The organism is Pedobacter quisquiliarum (assembly GCF_014642175.1).
Lineage (GTDB): Bacteria > Bacteroidota > Bacteroidia > Sphingobacteriales > Sphingobacteriaceae > Pedobacter > Pedobacter quisquiliarum.
The window spans coordinates 493,264-507,321 of record NZ_BMIL01000002.1 but is presented as its reverse complement, the minus strand read 5'-3'; the positions used below and the strand labels follow the sequence as shown (position 1 = coordinate 507,321).

Here is a 14,058-nt window from a genome sequence, read left to right as displayed (position 1 = left end):
TAGCTGTAAAAACAAAAAAGCCACTCGTTAGAGTGGCTTTTGCGGACCGGACGGGACTCGAACCCGCGACCTCCGCCGTGACAGGGCGGCATTCTAACCAGCTGAACTACCGGTCCGTTTCCCATTGGGAGTGCAAATATATAATTATCTTTCTAATAATAGCGGATAAATGAAAAAAGCGCCTCCAGGGCGGAAAGAATTTATGCAGCCACCTCAATAAATGAGTAACCAGTAAGTAGTTTAATATAATATGATCGAGAACAAAAAATAAACTTAATAAAAGAAAAATCCAGTAACAACCTGTAATTCAATAACTTAATCAAACCACTCAATCAATCATTTCAAGTTTTATTTTACATTTAATTTTTTTTTGCCAACGCATAGGCCCTATTTCTTTTGCCTCCAGATATAGATAGTGCTTCTAATTTAACTAGAGCGTAAAGTCTTCTACGAATATCTTCTTCCTGCACCTCATTCAAACGGGAATGAATCTCCGATAGCTTACTTGCACCATTATATTTTAAATCCTCATGAATTAACATATCTAGTTGGTGAGGTGCTATGGTTTTCAGGGAAGGCTTAATGTCTAGCTTCGCCTGAGAAAACAGATTTGGATTCAGAAGGTATTGCGTTCCCTTCTTTACACCCCTTGTTTCAATAATCCCCTTCTCTAATAAAGAACCAATCCAGCCTCTGAGACGATCTTCTTGGGCTAACTGAAGTTTCTGAGATAAAAGCGTTGGAAGAACTTTTCGCTCTCGAGCAATCAAACCAAGCGTGATGTATTCCCTTTGAGTAAGATTGAAATGCCTGTCTACATAATCTAAAATGGTTAACACCTCGGTATCCACTACGCCAGAATAAACGGTCACTGACATCTTGTTTAAGCTACTTTCAATATCAGGTAATGGCTTAGCATCTCGTCCCAGCTTTTCATACACAAGATCGTATCCAGATCCTTCACCCTCCATTAAACTAAGATCATGCAAAGTTTGTATAAAGTGTGGATTACGGCGGTGACGTTCATGTAATATGTTATTTTTATTGATGCCTAGTGGTAATCCTCCAGGATTAGTAATAACAAGCCGATCTGTGTAAACCTCAATGAATATATCTCCAGAGACCGTAAAACGCTTATGTGCAATGGCGTTAATTAAGAGTTCTCTTATTACCTCTTTGGGATAGTTCCTAACCTGTTTCCTAAATAGCCCGTCGGGTAGCTCAGTACTGTATGTTAACTCAACAGCCTCTTTTTCGATATCCAGTAATAAGCTTTTTGGATTGTAATTATGAAAGTGCCAGTCTCGCTTCCTAATTTTTTCATCACGCTCATTATACACAATGTATTGAAGTGTTATTGGATAACTTACTCGAGCCCGTTGTTGGGGCATTCCTAACCAGATTAGGCCAAGATTAGTTAGATAGCCTTCCGAACTCAGCATCTGATAGAATTTCAGTAGATCTTCAACATCCAACTGTTTTAGGAAATCAGAAACCTTTGGAGAATCTTTTATGTCAGTAACAAAGGCTCTAACTTCGTTTTGATCTACATCTGCAAGAGAAACTTTAAATGGCACAACAAGTTCCCATTGAAATGCATTTTTTTCGGCCGCCAAATTCGTCAGTTCTTCGCTGCCTACTGGATAGCACTTGTCGGTGATCCGGATAAGAACTTTTCCCGAAATCGTTGTAGCAATTGCTCTTGTCGAAGGCAAAATTCTGAAATGGAAGTATTCGCCACCATTATCATGCTGCAATATCTCTTGTCCCGCAATACCAACTCCATCAGTCATTGATCTAAGTCGGGCGATAACAGTATTCAGGTCCTCGACCGCAACTTTCTGAAAAGGATCAGGAGCTGTAAGCCCATCTTCTATCCCGACAATGATAAGTCCGCCCTGTGCATTAGCAAAACAAACACAGGTTTCGGCTAATGCAGTGATATTGGACTTTGGTCCTATCGCATGCTTGAGACTCTTGTACTCAACATTTTGATCTTCAAAAAAGTTCATGTGGAAAATAAAACCGAAGATACCGAATTAAAAAGAAGTTACATCCACTCCTCAAAGGCACTGCTGCAATCAGCCAGCCCTATAATTTATCATGAGCTACTTATGACAATAATTCACGAATGTGTCACCCATGTCCTGCAAAGACTATCTTAGAAGAATATGAAGATAGCATATATACAAATCCCGGATCAAGTCAAAAACTTGTGGACTAGGTCTTATATTTTTAGCTTTGGTGGTTTAGATTTCTTACTTCATGCAGGACGGATACCACACCTTAATAAGCTTACTACTTCCAGATTTCATTCTTGACTTTTTCGAACTCAAAGAAGTGCGCAAAGAAGAAGATGTTTTTCATCTAGAGCTGCAGGAAGTTAACATTACCCCGAATGTGCCTGATGGAGAGAAACTGCTTTCCAAAGGCTTTTTCCCCACGATTACCGTGCAGGACTTCCCCATCCGCGGGCACAAGGTGTTCCTTCATATCAAACGTCGTCGCTGGCTCAATACCAGCACAAACAAAGTGGCTTACCGGGATTGGAATATTGTTGCAGAAGGCACGCGAATAACAGAGGGATTCGCGGCTTTTTTAAAAGAAATCAGTCGATACCAGCCCTAGCTCGGTCCATACTGTAGGTGGCTTTTATGGGGTAAAAGGGAAAACCCTGCAGCGCAACTACCGCGAGTCATTAAGTGGGTTCAAGGACTGGAACCAAAGGTCGCATGCAAAAGATTGGCTGCTTTTCCCCGAGAACTTAGGCACTCAGTTGTCCATCGATGAGACCTCGTTATCTCATGGGGAACTTTATACAATACTCACCAACAAGGCTGCCAAGGGTAAAAAGGGCGCTATTGTCGCCATCATTGCTGGTACAAAGGCAGATACCGTTATAGAAGTACTGCAGAAAATTCCCGAAAACCTAAGAAGGAAAGTCACTGAGATTACCCTGGACATGGCAGGTAATATGGAGCTCATTGCGAAGCGTTGCTTCCGCTCAGCGGTTCGTGTGACTGACAGGTTCCATGTTCAGAAACTAGCAACTGAAGCGCTGCAGGAGATGCGCATTAAATACCGCTGGGAAGCCTTAGATGTAGAAAATGAGGCTATAGACCAGGCTAGAAAAGCAAAAAAAACCTTCCATGCAGAAGTACTCTCAAACGGTGATACATTAAAGCAATTACTAGCTCGGAGTCGATACGCATTGTACAGAAGACCGGATGCCTGGTCACCGAGCCAGAAAGAGCGAGCTGATCTACTCTTCGAGAAGTATCCTAAACTTAAGCAAGCTTATAACTTGAGCCTCAAACTAAGCAATATCTTTGAGAAAACTACCGACAAACTTTACGGTCTGGCAAGACTCGCCAAATGGCATGAGGCAGTAAGACAATCGGGCTTTAAGTCCTTTAACACGATTTCAAGATCCATTCAGTACCATTATCAAACCATCCTGAACTACTTTGATAGTCGATCTACGAATGCTTCAGCGGAGTCCTTTAATGCAAAAATAAAGGCATTCAGAAGCCAGTTTAGGGGAGTCAGAAGCACCGAGTTCTTCTTGTATCGCCTTACCCAACTTTATGCTTAAAACGCCCTTACTCCACAAGTTTTTGACTCGATCCCAAATCCCCGCAGGAGCGCTTGAAATAAAAAAAGCTGTAAAAACAAAAAAGCCACTCGTTGGAGTGGCTTTTGCGGACCGGACGGGACTCGAACCCGCGACCTCCGCCGTGACAGGGCGGCATTCTAACCAGCTGAACTACCGGTCCGTTTGTCCCTTTCGGGAATGCAAATATAGAGCAAACATCTTATTTTGCAACATTTATTTTATAAAATCTTAGCGCGCCGGATAAGTACTTAGTTCCCAGCGCCTAAAATTTAAATGGTTGCGCCTTCTTTCATCTTTTCTGCGTTTTCAGCAAACTGAAGCGCATCAATCAACTCCTGCACACCGCCATCCATTACCGCATTCAGATTGTAAAGCGTTAAGCCGATACGGTGATCGGTAACCCTTCCCTGTGGGTAATTGTAAGTCCTGATCTTTGCTGAACGGTCACCGGTAGATACCATGGTTTTTCTCCTTGCAGCAATATCGCCATTCTTCTTCTGCACTTCGATGTCGTAAAGCTTACTTCTAAGCATCTCCATAGCAATTTCACGGTTCCCTAATTGTGAACGCTCCTGCTGACAAACAACGACAATTCCGGATGGCCTGTGGGTAAGCTGAACTTTCGTTTCTACCTTATTTACGTTCTGTCCACCAGCACCACCTGAACGGGAGGTCTGCAAGTCTATATCTGCAGGGTTAAGGTAGAAGTCGATTTCTTCCGCCTCTGGCAATACCGCTACAGAAGCTGCAGAGGTGTGTACCCTACCCTGGGTTTCAGTCTCCGGCACACGTTGTACTCGGTGAACACCAGATTCGTATTTCAGCTGGCCATATACATCTTCACCAGACACTTTAAGGATTACCTCTTTGTAACCACCTGCAGTACCTTCGGTAACATCTACAACCTCAACTTTCCAACGTTTCTGTTCGAAGAAACGGGTGTACATACGGTACAAGTCGCCAGCAAATAGCGCTGCTTCATCACCACCGGTTCCACCGCGGATTTCAAATACGGCATTCTTCGCATCTTCAGGATCTTTAGGAATCAGCATTAAACGTACGCGTTCTTCCAGTTCCTCTTGTTCCTTTAACAGCAAATCTAGTTCTTCCTTTGCCATCTCCCGCATTTCAGGATCTTTCTCATTGCTTAGGATTTCTTTGTTTGCTTCAATATTGCTCATTACATTCTTGTAAACTTTGTATTCGTCTACAATCTTGGTAAGGTCTTTATATTCTTTATTAAGTTGTGCAAAGCGCTTCATATCCTGCATGGTATCAGGATTGCTCAACTGCTCTTCTACATCTTCCCAGCGCAGTTTTATAGCTTCTAATTTTTCTAACATATGTTTTTAGAAATTAAATGGCCTGACCATCAATAGAATATTCCTGGTCAGGTTATAAGTTTGGAATGCAAAAATAAGGTTTTTCGCTTAATATTCCTTTTCAAAATATTTCAGGGCAAGCTCGTTGCCATCGAAAACGGCATAAGAGCTGTAGTTCATCCACTCTCCCGTGTTCACATAGCGACTGTTCTCGCCTACTTTAAGGTCTAATGGCAGGTGGCGGTGGCCAAAGATGAAGTAGTCGTAATGCTTTTTCTGAAGTACTTCCGTAGCATGTGTAAACAACCATTCGTCTTCGGGTACGGTGAAAGCGTGCGCTTTTTTGGTGCGACTGTTATCGGACCAGGCGTTGGCAATGCCGATGCCGATCCGTGGGGGTACAAGGGAGAATAACCATTGGCATACCGGATTGCGGAAGATCTTCCGCAGGAACTTGTATTTATGATCACCAGGGCCGAGGCCATCTCCGTGATGCAGATAGAATTGTTTACCATTGCGCTCCATCTGAAAATCATCACTCACGATCTGCATGCCCAGCTCCGTGGTAAAGTAATCATTTACCCACATGTCGTGATTGCCTTTGAAAAAGTAGATCTTGATGCCGGCATCGCTCATCGTGGCAAGTTTACCCTGTAATCGGGCGTAGCCCTTAGGAATGACCATCTTATATTCAAACCAGAAGTCAAACACATCCCCCATAAGGAACAATTCAGAACATGTTGGCTCAATGAAGGTCAACCAGCGAATAATCCGGTCTTCCCGCAGCCGGCTTTGCTGGTGATTAGGTGATCCGAGGTGGAAATCAGAAGCGAAATATATTTTCTTTGTCATCAATTGGGACAAATATAGTCAGATCTGAAGCATTTGTCTACAATCAAGAATCATTACAAACAAATTTCGTAAATTCGCAGGAAATTTAAATACATGATTTCTACAGATATAGCCATTGTTGGCGCCGGACCGGTTGGTCTTTTCGCAATATTTGAAGCAGGTTTACTAAAAATGCGTTGTCACCTGATAGATTATTTACCTCAGGTAGGCGGACAACTTTCAGAGATATATCCTAAAAAACCCATATACGACATTCCTGGATATCCGACCGTTCTTGCACAGGAACTGATTGATAACCTGATGGAACAAGCGAAACCTTTCCACCCTGGATTTACCTTAGGCGAGCGAATTGAAAGTCTTGAAAAACGTGACGAGCGCGATTTCTTGCTTACCACAAACATGGGTACACAGATCGAAGCGAAAGTTGTTGTTATTGCTGGTGGACTTGGCTGTTTTGAGCCTCGTAAACCTGCTGTAGCTGGTCTTGAGCAGTTTGAGAATGGTAAAGGTGTGAACTACATGATCCTTGATCCAGAGAAATACCGTGATCAGAAAATGGTGATCGCAGGTGGTGGTGACTCGGCACTTGACTGGACCATCTTTCTTGCAGATGTGGTAGATCAGCTTACGCTGGTACACAGAAGTGAAAGCTTCAGGGGTGCACCAGATTCGGTAAACAAGGTGATGGCACTAGCGGATAGCGGTAAAATTAACCTGATCTTGAACAGCAACCTGAACTCTGTAAGTGGTACTGGTAAACTGGAAAATGTAGAGATCATTCACAACCGTTCGATGGAAGTAACCAACGTGGAAGCAGATCACTTGATTCCTTTGTTTGGCTTGAGCCCTAAATTAGGTCCTATTGAGCAATGGGGATTAAACATCAGCAAAAGCGCCATTGAAGTAAATACAGATGATTACTCGACCAACATCCCAGGTATTTATGCAATTGGTGACATCAATACTTACAAAAACAAACTAAAGCTTATCCTTTGTGGTTTCCATGAAGCGGCTTTAATGAGCCACAGTGCATACCAGTACATGAACCCAGGCATTAAATATACCATGAAATACACTACGGTAAACGGTGTAGCAGAATTCTAATATGGAAGAAAATAACATTACAGTAAGCGTACAGCATCCGGATGGATCGATACACGCAATGGAAGCACCGGTAGATATGGGCTTAAGTTTAATGGAGTTTCTGAAAGCTTCTGAATACGATATTCTTGCTACCTGTGGCGGTATGGCACTATGTGCCACCTGCTGTGTGGATGTGCTTGAAGGCGAAGAAAAGCTGAATGAAATGTCTGACGATGAGTATGCAATGCTGGATACCCTTCCAGACTTGCTGCCAAACTCGAGGTTAGCCTGCCAGCTGAAGCTTAATCCAGCAATGGACGGCTTGGTGGTAAAACTACACGGAACTTAGGCTTAAAGCCTGTTTCCGTCTGGATCTGCAAGGGCCTTTTGGATGGTAAACTCCACATAACGGCGATCCCGTTTAACTAGTTCCATTAATTGTGTTACCAGCGCTTCTTCCATACCCGGCTTAAAAGGCAAATCTTGCTGTGCTAAATCTCTGTATTTGCGCAGGAATTTAAGTTTAACTTTTTCAGCAGTTTCAGGAGTAAGTGTAAAGCTTGCCATATTGAGATCTTTTTTATCAAAAGTATAAAAATATATAAATATAAAAAGCCCACACCGTAATGGTATGGGCTTTTACTTTTTTAAACCGGTTAAGGTCTGTTGGATGTATTATCCAGGAATGGCCTGTTCACAGCGGTTGCGCCGGTAACGGTCATATCTCCTCTTGAGCTGATGGTATATGCTCTGCCTGCGATAAACGATACGTTAGAGGTACCATTTCTGGTAATCACATTCGTAGGGCTTCCAGGGTATCTTGCGTAAATCTCATAGACACCATTTGGAACTTCCACGAAGGTCGAAGCAGCTTTGTAACCGATGTTAGTTGCAATAACAATCTCCGCAGCCGTGGTTGTACTTTTCGCAACAAGATCAAATCCTGCAGTCGCATTTGCGATGGTATTTACGAACCTCACGTGCGCAGCAGTGGTGTTTGCTGCAGGAATAACATCCTCTACAATAAAGCCGTCAACTGTTTTTGCAGCTGCATTAAAGGGACCGCTGGTATACAATGAATATGATTTACCATTTTCAACGTTTCCTTGAATGCTCGCAATTACCGCATTTGCATCTGCCACCGCCGTTGAAGGCACGATACCTTTGAAGGTATAGTTACCACCAGTGATCAGCGCGTAGTTTGTTGCCGGGAATACGCTGCCATAATTAACACCTGTAAGTGCTTCCGTACCGGTAGCACTTACGACTGCCGACACCTTCTGGTCGTTCGCGTAGAAGTTCATGGACGGTGCAGTTACACCGAAGTTGAAAAACTTAATTTGAGCACCAGCTTCTGTTGTTGTTGTTTCCAGTTCCTTTACGCCATCCTTCTCACAGGAAACGAAAAACGTGGAAAGTAGGAGAACTGCTGTAATTATATTTATTTTCTTCATGATTCGAGATTAAGGTTGAGTGATCCACATTTCTTTGGTATGGTAATCCAGCGCCAGACCTCCGATTTTGTCAAGACTTTCGCGGTTCCAGATGTACTCAGAGTTATAACGTGGTCTGATGCGGTAAACTGGCTTGTTTGCATTATCTGGATACAAGTTTACCGGAATTACAAATCCACCGAATACCTGCTGACCTGTAGCAGGATCTGCATCTGTATAGTGGTATCTTCTTAAGTCCATCCACTGCTCCAACGCACCCCATCCCCATTGAGCGATGTACTTTTGCTCCATGATGTGTGATAACGTTAAATTAGCTGCTGTTGGTACAATCGCCGGATTGGCCAGAAAAGTATTCTTTTCTTCTGTGGTAATCTGGGTTGGCGTTTGATTGTTGTCACGGTTTCTCGCATTCACAAAGTCGATGTGCGAAGAAATACCATTTCTGTAAGCAGTTAATGCCGTTTCACGATCACCTTTCTTGAATGCCGCTTCCGCTTTGATGAACTGCAACTGTGAGTAAGTCATTGCAGGCACTCTGCTTTTATCATCAAACAGGTAACGTACTGGTGTACCTACCGCTACAGTTCCGGTATATCCGTAGATGTTATTTGGAATCTGGTTTGCAGTTAATGCACCACTACCGAAAGTTGGCTCCAGGCCGCGATATACGCCGTCTGGTGCAGGTGAAAGCATTCTTGTCATACGAGGATCCACCACACCGGAGAACTCCGTGCCATTCATCAGATTTACGATGAATGACGTTTGTCTGTAAGTGTTGAAGTTCGCTCTTGTTGAGCCCAGGAAGTTCCTGTCGTCGTTTGACACGCCTGTGTAAAGCAGTAGGGCGTCATCATTGTTGTTTTCAAACGCTTTATCAACTGCTGCGATAACCTCATCTGGCTTATAAGATGCTTTATTGCTGTAGTGATTTAGGTTCATCGCCAACAAGCCATAAGCAAACTTTAACCATTTGGTACGGTCGCCTTTATAGATGATGTCCGTTTTACCAAGGAATGCTGCATCAACAGCACCATCAGTTCTTTGCAGGTTGGTGATGGCAAGGTCCAATAAACGTTGTACCTCTTCGTAAGTGTATTCCTGGGTATCGTAGTTGAACACATTTTTGGTTGGATCGATTGCTTCTTTAACAATGATCTCGCCATGAACATCGGTTAGTGCCTGCCAGCCCCATGCTTTTAGCACGTAGCCAACACCCAATAGATCCCAACGTTCTTCAGCTTCCGCTTTGGTCATCATATCAACCAGATTTTGGCCGAAACTCCAATACACATCGCGGAACAACTCACCGCCGTTATCTGAACTTGGATCATAACCCATGCGGTCCCAGCTACTGTTGGTGGTGGTTAAGGTCATGTTTTGCGTATACCGGTTGATAAAGCGCGCATCGTATTGCGGGGCTGTAACCATCCAGTGTAGCATTGGCGACAGGTAAAGGTTTGGTGTCACCGTTTGTGGTGCATTTGGATTTGTATTAACATCCAAATACTTTTTACATCCACTGCCAGCAAGCATTACTGCAGCAGTGAGCATAGTGATATATAATTTCTTCATGATTATTTCAATTTAGATTACATGCCAATTTTAATTCCGAAGTTCATTCCAATTGGCATTGGGAAGTTTCCAAAATCTATACCGGCTGATCCTGAACCGCCCACAGCAGCAGTGTTGCCGTTTACAACCGGATCAAGTCCGGTGTAGTTTGTGATCAGGAATAAGTCTGTCCCGGTAACAAATACACTTGCGGATTTAAAGAATTTCTGTCTTTGTAAAAGCTTTGTAGGTAAACGGTAAGACAAAGTCACATCTTTAAGTCTGATCCAGTTGATATCTTTTTCAATGTACTGCTCTTCACTTGTTGTCGTGTAGTAGCTGTTTTGCAGATAAGGATTAACAACGATTGTATTTTGTGTTGGATTAGCGGAGTTCTCTCTACCATCCTGTAACACACCTTTAACAACTCTAGGGGTTTCACGATCTAGTGTACGTGTACTTAAACCTTGAGTGGTTAGGTAATGTTGTGTTGCATTTAGCACGTCTCCACCTTTACGGGTATCGATCAGGAATGAAAGGGAGAAATCTTTGAAGCTAAAGCTGTTGGTTATACCTAAGCTGAAATCAGGCTGTCTGTCGTATCCAGCACTGATGAAGGTTGTTGACCTTACCGGCAGACCTGAAGAAGGGTTGATCAGCACGTCGCCATTGTTATTGCGCAGGTAGAAAAATCCAGTTAGTGATCTTGTTGATTCACCCGGTGTATTTCCGTTACGTACGTTTCCGTATAACCAGGTATCAGAAACATAAGATTCCGGCAATTCGTTTGGTAATGCAAGTACAGTACCTTTCGCGTGTTCGAAGTTGGCTAAGATATCCCAGCTAAATCCAGGGCGCTCAATAGGTCTCGCTCTAACACTCACCTCCACACCTTCATTGCGGGTAACCCCACCATTTAGGTTAAGCAGGATGAAACCTGTTGCATAACTGCCACGGATATCATTTACAATCTGATCTTTTGTTTCTTTGCGATATACAGCTACGTCAATACCTAAACGATCGTTCAGGAATGCAAGTTCAGTACCGAACTCGTAAGATTTCGCAAATTCCGGCTTAAGACCAGGGTTTGGTCCAGTGAAGCCATAACCGTAACCACCACCAACAGTAAGTTTATTTTCTAATGAAGGCTGGTAAGCATAAGGTTTAGCGTCTTTACCCACTTGTGCGTAAGCCGCTCTTAATTTACCTGAAGTAAAGAACTTCTTCAAACCGCTGAAAGCAGGCACGTCGGTGAAGACAAAACTTCCCGATATTGATGGGTAGAAGAAAGAGTAAGAATCAACCGGAATGGTTGAGGTTAAGTCATTACGTCCGGTTGCAGTAAGGTATAAGAAGTCTTTGTAACCAAAAGTTGCACGACCGAAGAAACTTACCAGACGACGCTGTTGAATCGTGGTGCTGTTTAATCTTGTCGCCGTGTTGTTCAGGGATACAAAGTTTGGATCAAGGAAGTTTTCACCTGAACCGGCGTCGATGTTTGAACGTGCATCCTGGATTGCATTACCTAAAGTTGCATCGAAAGTCCAGTTTTCACTCAGGTTTTGTCTGGTGAAATTGATCAAGTTCTGCATGTTCAGGTTGCGGGTAACGTCATTTGCAACATCCAGCAAACCACCTCTTGAGAAACCTGAAGCACTTTCCGGGTGACGCAAGATCATGTTCTGGCTGGTGTAGGCATCGATACCGATGTTTGACTTAATGTTAACCCATGAGAACGGTGTAATCGTCAATCCAAAGTTGGAAACGATACGGTTCACCTTTGAGTTGATCTTGTTCTTATTTACGTTGAAATAAGGGTTATCAATCTCGCTTTGCTGTCCTTCAGGGAATCCTGGAAGTGATATTCTTCTTCTCAGACCTGCTGGAGTAAGGTAGTTGCTGGCATCGTCTGTTTGTGGCCATACCAACAATCCAAGAAGCGGACCGCCGCTACCTTTGAAAGCCTGATCATTGTTTGAGTAGCTATACTGCATGGAAAGGTCTGTTTTTAACCAGTTGTTTACCGTTCCTTGTGAAGCACCTGTAATGTTGAAGCGCTCATATGTACTACCGGGTACCACACCTTGCTGATCTACATAAGAAGTTGAGATTCTATAATTCACCTTATCAGAGCCACCATCAAAAGACAAGTTGTGCTTTTGGGTGAACCCTTGCTGGAAGAATTCATCAACGTTATCATACAACTTTGTGCCTGCAGGGAATGCTGGCCCAAATGAAGGGTATGAACCACCTGAAGTCGTTACGACATTATTCTGTCCTGCACTTCCGATATCATATTTATGCTGAATTTCCGGCGTTGAACGTATGGTTTCTACACGGAAGCTGTTGCTGTAGTTTACAGAACCTGCACCTGCTTTACCTCTCTTTGTGGTAATTACGATAGCACCATTGGCCGCATCAATACCATATAAAGCCGCAGCTTCAGGACCTTTTAACACGGTTAAAGACTCGATGTCTTCCGGGTTGATATCTGCTGCACGATTGGTAAAATCCACCCCACGGTTATTGAAAGCTGTTGATGAGCTTTTCTCTGAAGTGAAAGCAGTAGTGCTTAGGGTTTTGTTGTCGATCGGCAAACCATCAACTACGAAAAGCGGCTGATTGTTCCCACTGATGGAACTTACGCCCCTGATGGTGATGGAAGAAGATGCACCAGGAACACCTGAAGAGTTGTTTACTTCCACACCAGCCACACGGCCTTGTAATGCGTTGATGAAGTTCTCCCGTTGTGTGTTCGCGATTTCTGCGCCTTTTACGGCCTGTTGTGCGGTACCAAGTGAACGTTTGGAGACCTGCTGACCTAAAGCCGTAATTACGACTTCGTTTAGACCTTGTGCATCATCGGCAAGTACCACATTGATGGTGTTGCCAGTAACCGTTTTCTCCTGTGGAGTCATACCGATGTAAGAGAAAGATAGCACTGCGCCACTTGGGGCAGTGATGGTGTATACACCGGATGTGTTGGTCTGTGTACCCGCCTGGGCACCTTTGACCCTTACCGAGACACCTGGTATTGGCTGACCATCAGAAGAGGTCACCTTACCGGTAACATTAAGTTGTTGTGCAACAGCGTTTGTTGCGAACAAAATAATGCCCCATAAAAACATGAGTAGCTTTTTTTTCATGAATTAGTTTGTTTGTGAATAATGAGTTAACCTAGAACGTACAAACGAAACGCGCAGTAACACGCATTCCTCAGCTTGTTAGGTAAATATCATTATATTTTTTGATTATTAAATACCTGGTTAATGTTTGAGTAACATTTAATTCTGAAAAGCAGGCAGATTCCCGCATAAACACGCAGATCGTGTTATTGATAATTATTTATAAATTGGCACAAACCAAATGCTATATGTTAAAACGGGAGCGGCATGAACAAATCATGCGCCAGATCAACCTACACAATCGGGTGCTGACCACAGATCTTGTAGATATGTTGCAGGTGTCTGAAGACACGATTAGACGCGACTTGCAGGAACTCTCCGAAAGTCAGAAGCTATTGAAAGTTCATGGCGGCGCACTCTCCAGATCGTACCAATCGGCCTATGATGACAACGCGATTTACGCACGGGAGGCCAAGATTGTAATTGCAAAAAAAACGATCAGCCTGATTAAAAATGGCATGGTTATCCTAACGGGCGGCGGCACAACCATCATTGAGCTGGTGAAGCAGCTTCCGGTTCATCTCAAAGCGACCTTTTTTACAATCAGTCCTTTCGTAGCCATTGAACTTGCCAAGTATGATGGTATTGAAGTCATTCTCATTGGAGGTATATTCTCTAAAAATTCCAAGGTAACCTTCGGCGGGCACGTAATTAGCCAGCTTGCCGGCATAAACGCGGATTTGTGTTTAATTGGTACGAGTGCTATTCATCCAGAGTATGGCTTAACCGACACCGATTGGGAGATCAATGAACTTAAGAAAGCCATGTTTCAATGTTCTAAGCATGTCGCCATCCTGTGTATTTCCGAAAAGCTGGACATCACCCTACGGTTGAAAGTGGCAGGTCTAGAAAACATCCATCACCTGATTACGGAGCTCCCTGCAGAAGAAGAATGCCTACGGGAATATCGGTCCAGAGGGTTAAATATCCACTAAGTTTTTCTCAGCAGTTCTCGATTGTCATTTAAATGCAAATTAAGCGCGCAGAGTAGCTAT

The 14,058-nt window shown here is 43.4% G+C and carries 11 protein-coding genes, 2 tRNA genes and 1 pseudogene; 5 read left to right on the top strand and 9 right to left on the bottom strand.

Going from position 1 to position 14,058, the window contains the following annotated elements:
• Positions 1–42: 42 nt before the first annotated feature.
• Positions 43–116 (bottom strand) — tRNA-Asp (locus IEW69_RS04690).
• 243 nt (positions 117–359) lie between these two features.
• Positions 360–2,012: an RNA/DNA-binding domain-containing protein gene (locus IEW69_RS04685; RefSeq protein WP_188625659.1), complete on the bottom strand. Its 1,653-nt coding sequence runs from the start codon at positions 2,010–2,012 to the stop codon at positions 360–362.
• Positions 2,013–2,265: 253 nt separating this feature from the next.
• On the opposite strand from IEW69_RS04685, the gene IEW69_RS16890 reads away from it, so the two are divergent.
• Together IEW69_RS16890 and IEW69_RS16885 are read left to right on the top strand one after the other, a co-directional pair.
• Positions 2,266–2,628 carry an ISAon1 family transposase N-terminal region protein gene (locus IEW69_RS16890; RefSeq protein WP_229663510.1) on the top strand — a complete coding sequence of 121 codons (363 nt, stop codon included), beginning with the start codon at positions 2,266–2,268 and terminating at the stop codon, positions 2,626–2,628.
• A gap of 43 nt (positions 2,629–2,671) precedes the next feature.
• Positions 2,672–3,595: pseudogene (locus tag IEW69_RS16885) on the top strand (ISAon1 family transposase); the annotation flags it as partial.
• Positions 3,596–3,702: 107 nt separating this feature from the next.
• Here the strand turns inward: IEW69_RS16885 and IEW69_RS04675 are convergent.
• The 3 genes from IEW69_RS04675 to IEW69_RS04665 all read right to left on the bottom strand — a co-directional run bounded on the left by IEW69_RS04675 (position 3,703) and on the right by IEW69_RS04665 (position 5,790).
• Positions 3,703–3,776, bottom strand: a tRNA-Asp gene (locus IEW69_RS04675).
• Positions 3,777–3,885: 109 nt separating this feature from the next.
• Positions 3,886–4,959 (bottom strand): peptide chain release factor 1, encoded by a 1,074-nt coding sequence (gene prfA / locus IEW69_RS04670; protein ID WP_188625658.1) that lies wholly within the window; start codon positions 4,957–4,959, stop codon positions 3,886–3,888.
• 87 nt (positions 4,960–5,046) lie between these two features.
• Entirely contained in the window at positions 5,047–5,790 is a 744-nt protein-coding gene (locus IEW69_RS04665) for a UDP-2,3-diacylglucosamine diphosphatase (protein ID WP_188625657.1), read from the bottom strand.
• Between the two features lie 93 nt (positions 5,791–5,883).
• Between IEW69_RS04665 and IEW69_RS04660 the strand changes: the two genes are divergently transcribed.
• Positions 5,884–6,894 carry an NAD(P)/FAD-dependent oxidoreductase gene (locus IEW69_RS04660; RefSeq protein ID WP_188625656.1) on the top strand — a complete coding sequence of 337 codons (1,011 nt, stop codon included), beginning with the start codon at positions 5,884–5,886 and terminating at the stop codon, positions 6,892–6,894.
• A gap of 1 nt (position 6,895) precedes the next feature.
• Entirely contained in the window at positions 6,896–7,222 is a 327-nt protein-coding gene (locus IEW69_RS04655; RefSeq protein WP_188625655.1) for a 2Fe-2S iron-sulfur cluster-binding protein, read from the top strand.
• Positions 7,223–7,224: 2 nt separating this feature from the next.
• Here the strand turns inward: IEW69_RS04655 and IEW69_RS04650 are convergent, their stop codons facing one another.
• The 4 genes from IEW69_RS04650 to IEW69_RS04635 all read right to left on the bottom strand — a co-directional run bounded on the left by IEW69_RS04650 (position 7,225) and on the right by IEW69_RS04635 (position 13,024).
• Entirely contained in the window at positions 7,225–7,440 is a 216-nt protein-coding gene (locus tag IEW69_RS04650) for a hypothetical protein (RefSeq protein WP_188625654.1), read from the bottom strand.
• A gap of 89 nt (positions 7,441–7,529) precedes the next feature.
• On the bottom strand, positions 7,530–8,327 hold the full coding sequence (locus tag IEW69_RS04645) for a DUF4397 domain-containing protein (protein ID WP_188625653.1): 798 nt from the start codon (positions 8,325–8,327) through the stop codon (positions 7,530–7,532).
• A 9-nt stretch (positions 8,328–8,336) separates the two neighbouring features.
• The gene (locus IEW69_RS04640) at positions 8,337–9,899 is read right to left on the bottom strand and encodes a SusD/RagB family nutrient-binding outer membrane lipoprotein (protein WP_188625652.1); all 1,563 of its coding nucleotides are present in this window, start codon (positions 9,897–9,899) and stop codon (positions 8,337–8,339) included.
• Between the two features lie 17 nt (positions 9,900–9,916).
• Positions 9,917–13,024: a SusC/RagA family TonB-linked outer membrane protein gene (locus tag IEW69_RS04635; protein ID WP_188625651.1), complete on the bottom strand. Its 3,108-nt coding sequence runs from the start codon at positions 13,022–13,024 to the stop codon at positions 9,917–9,919.
• Positions 13,025–13,251: 227 nt separating this feature from the next.
• Here IEW69_RS04635 and IEW69_RS04630 point away from each other — a divergent pair, with 227 nt between their 5' ends.
• Positions 13,252–13,998: a DeoR/GlpR family DNA-binding transcription regulator gene (locus IEW69_RS04630; RefSeq protein ID WP_188625650.1), complete on the top strand. Its 747-nt coding sequence runs from the start codon at positions 13,252–13,254 to the stop codon at positions 13,996–13,998.
• Positions 13,999–14,058 lie beyond the last annotated feature (60 nt).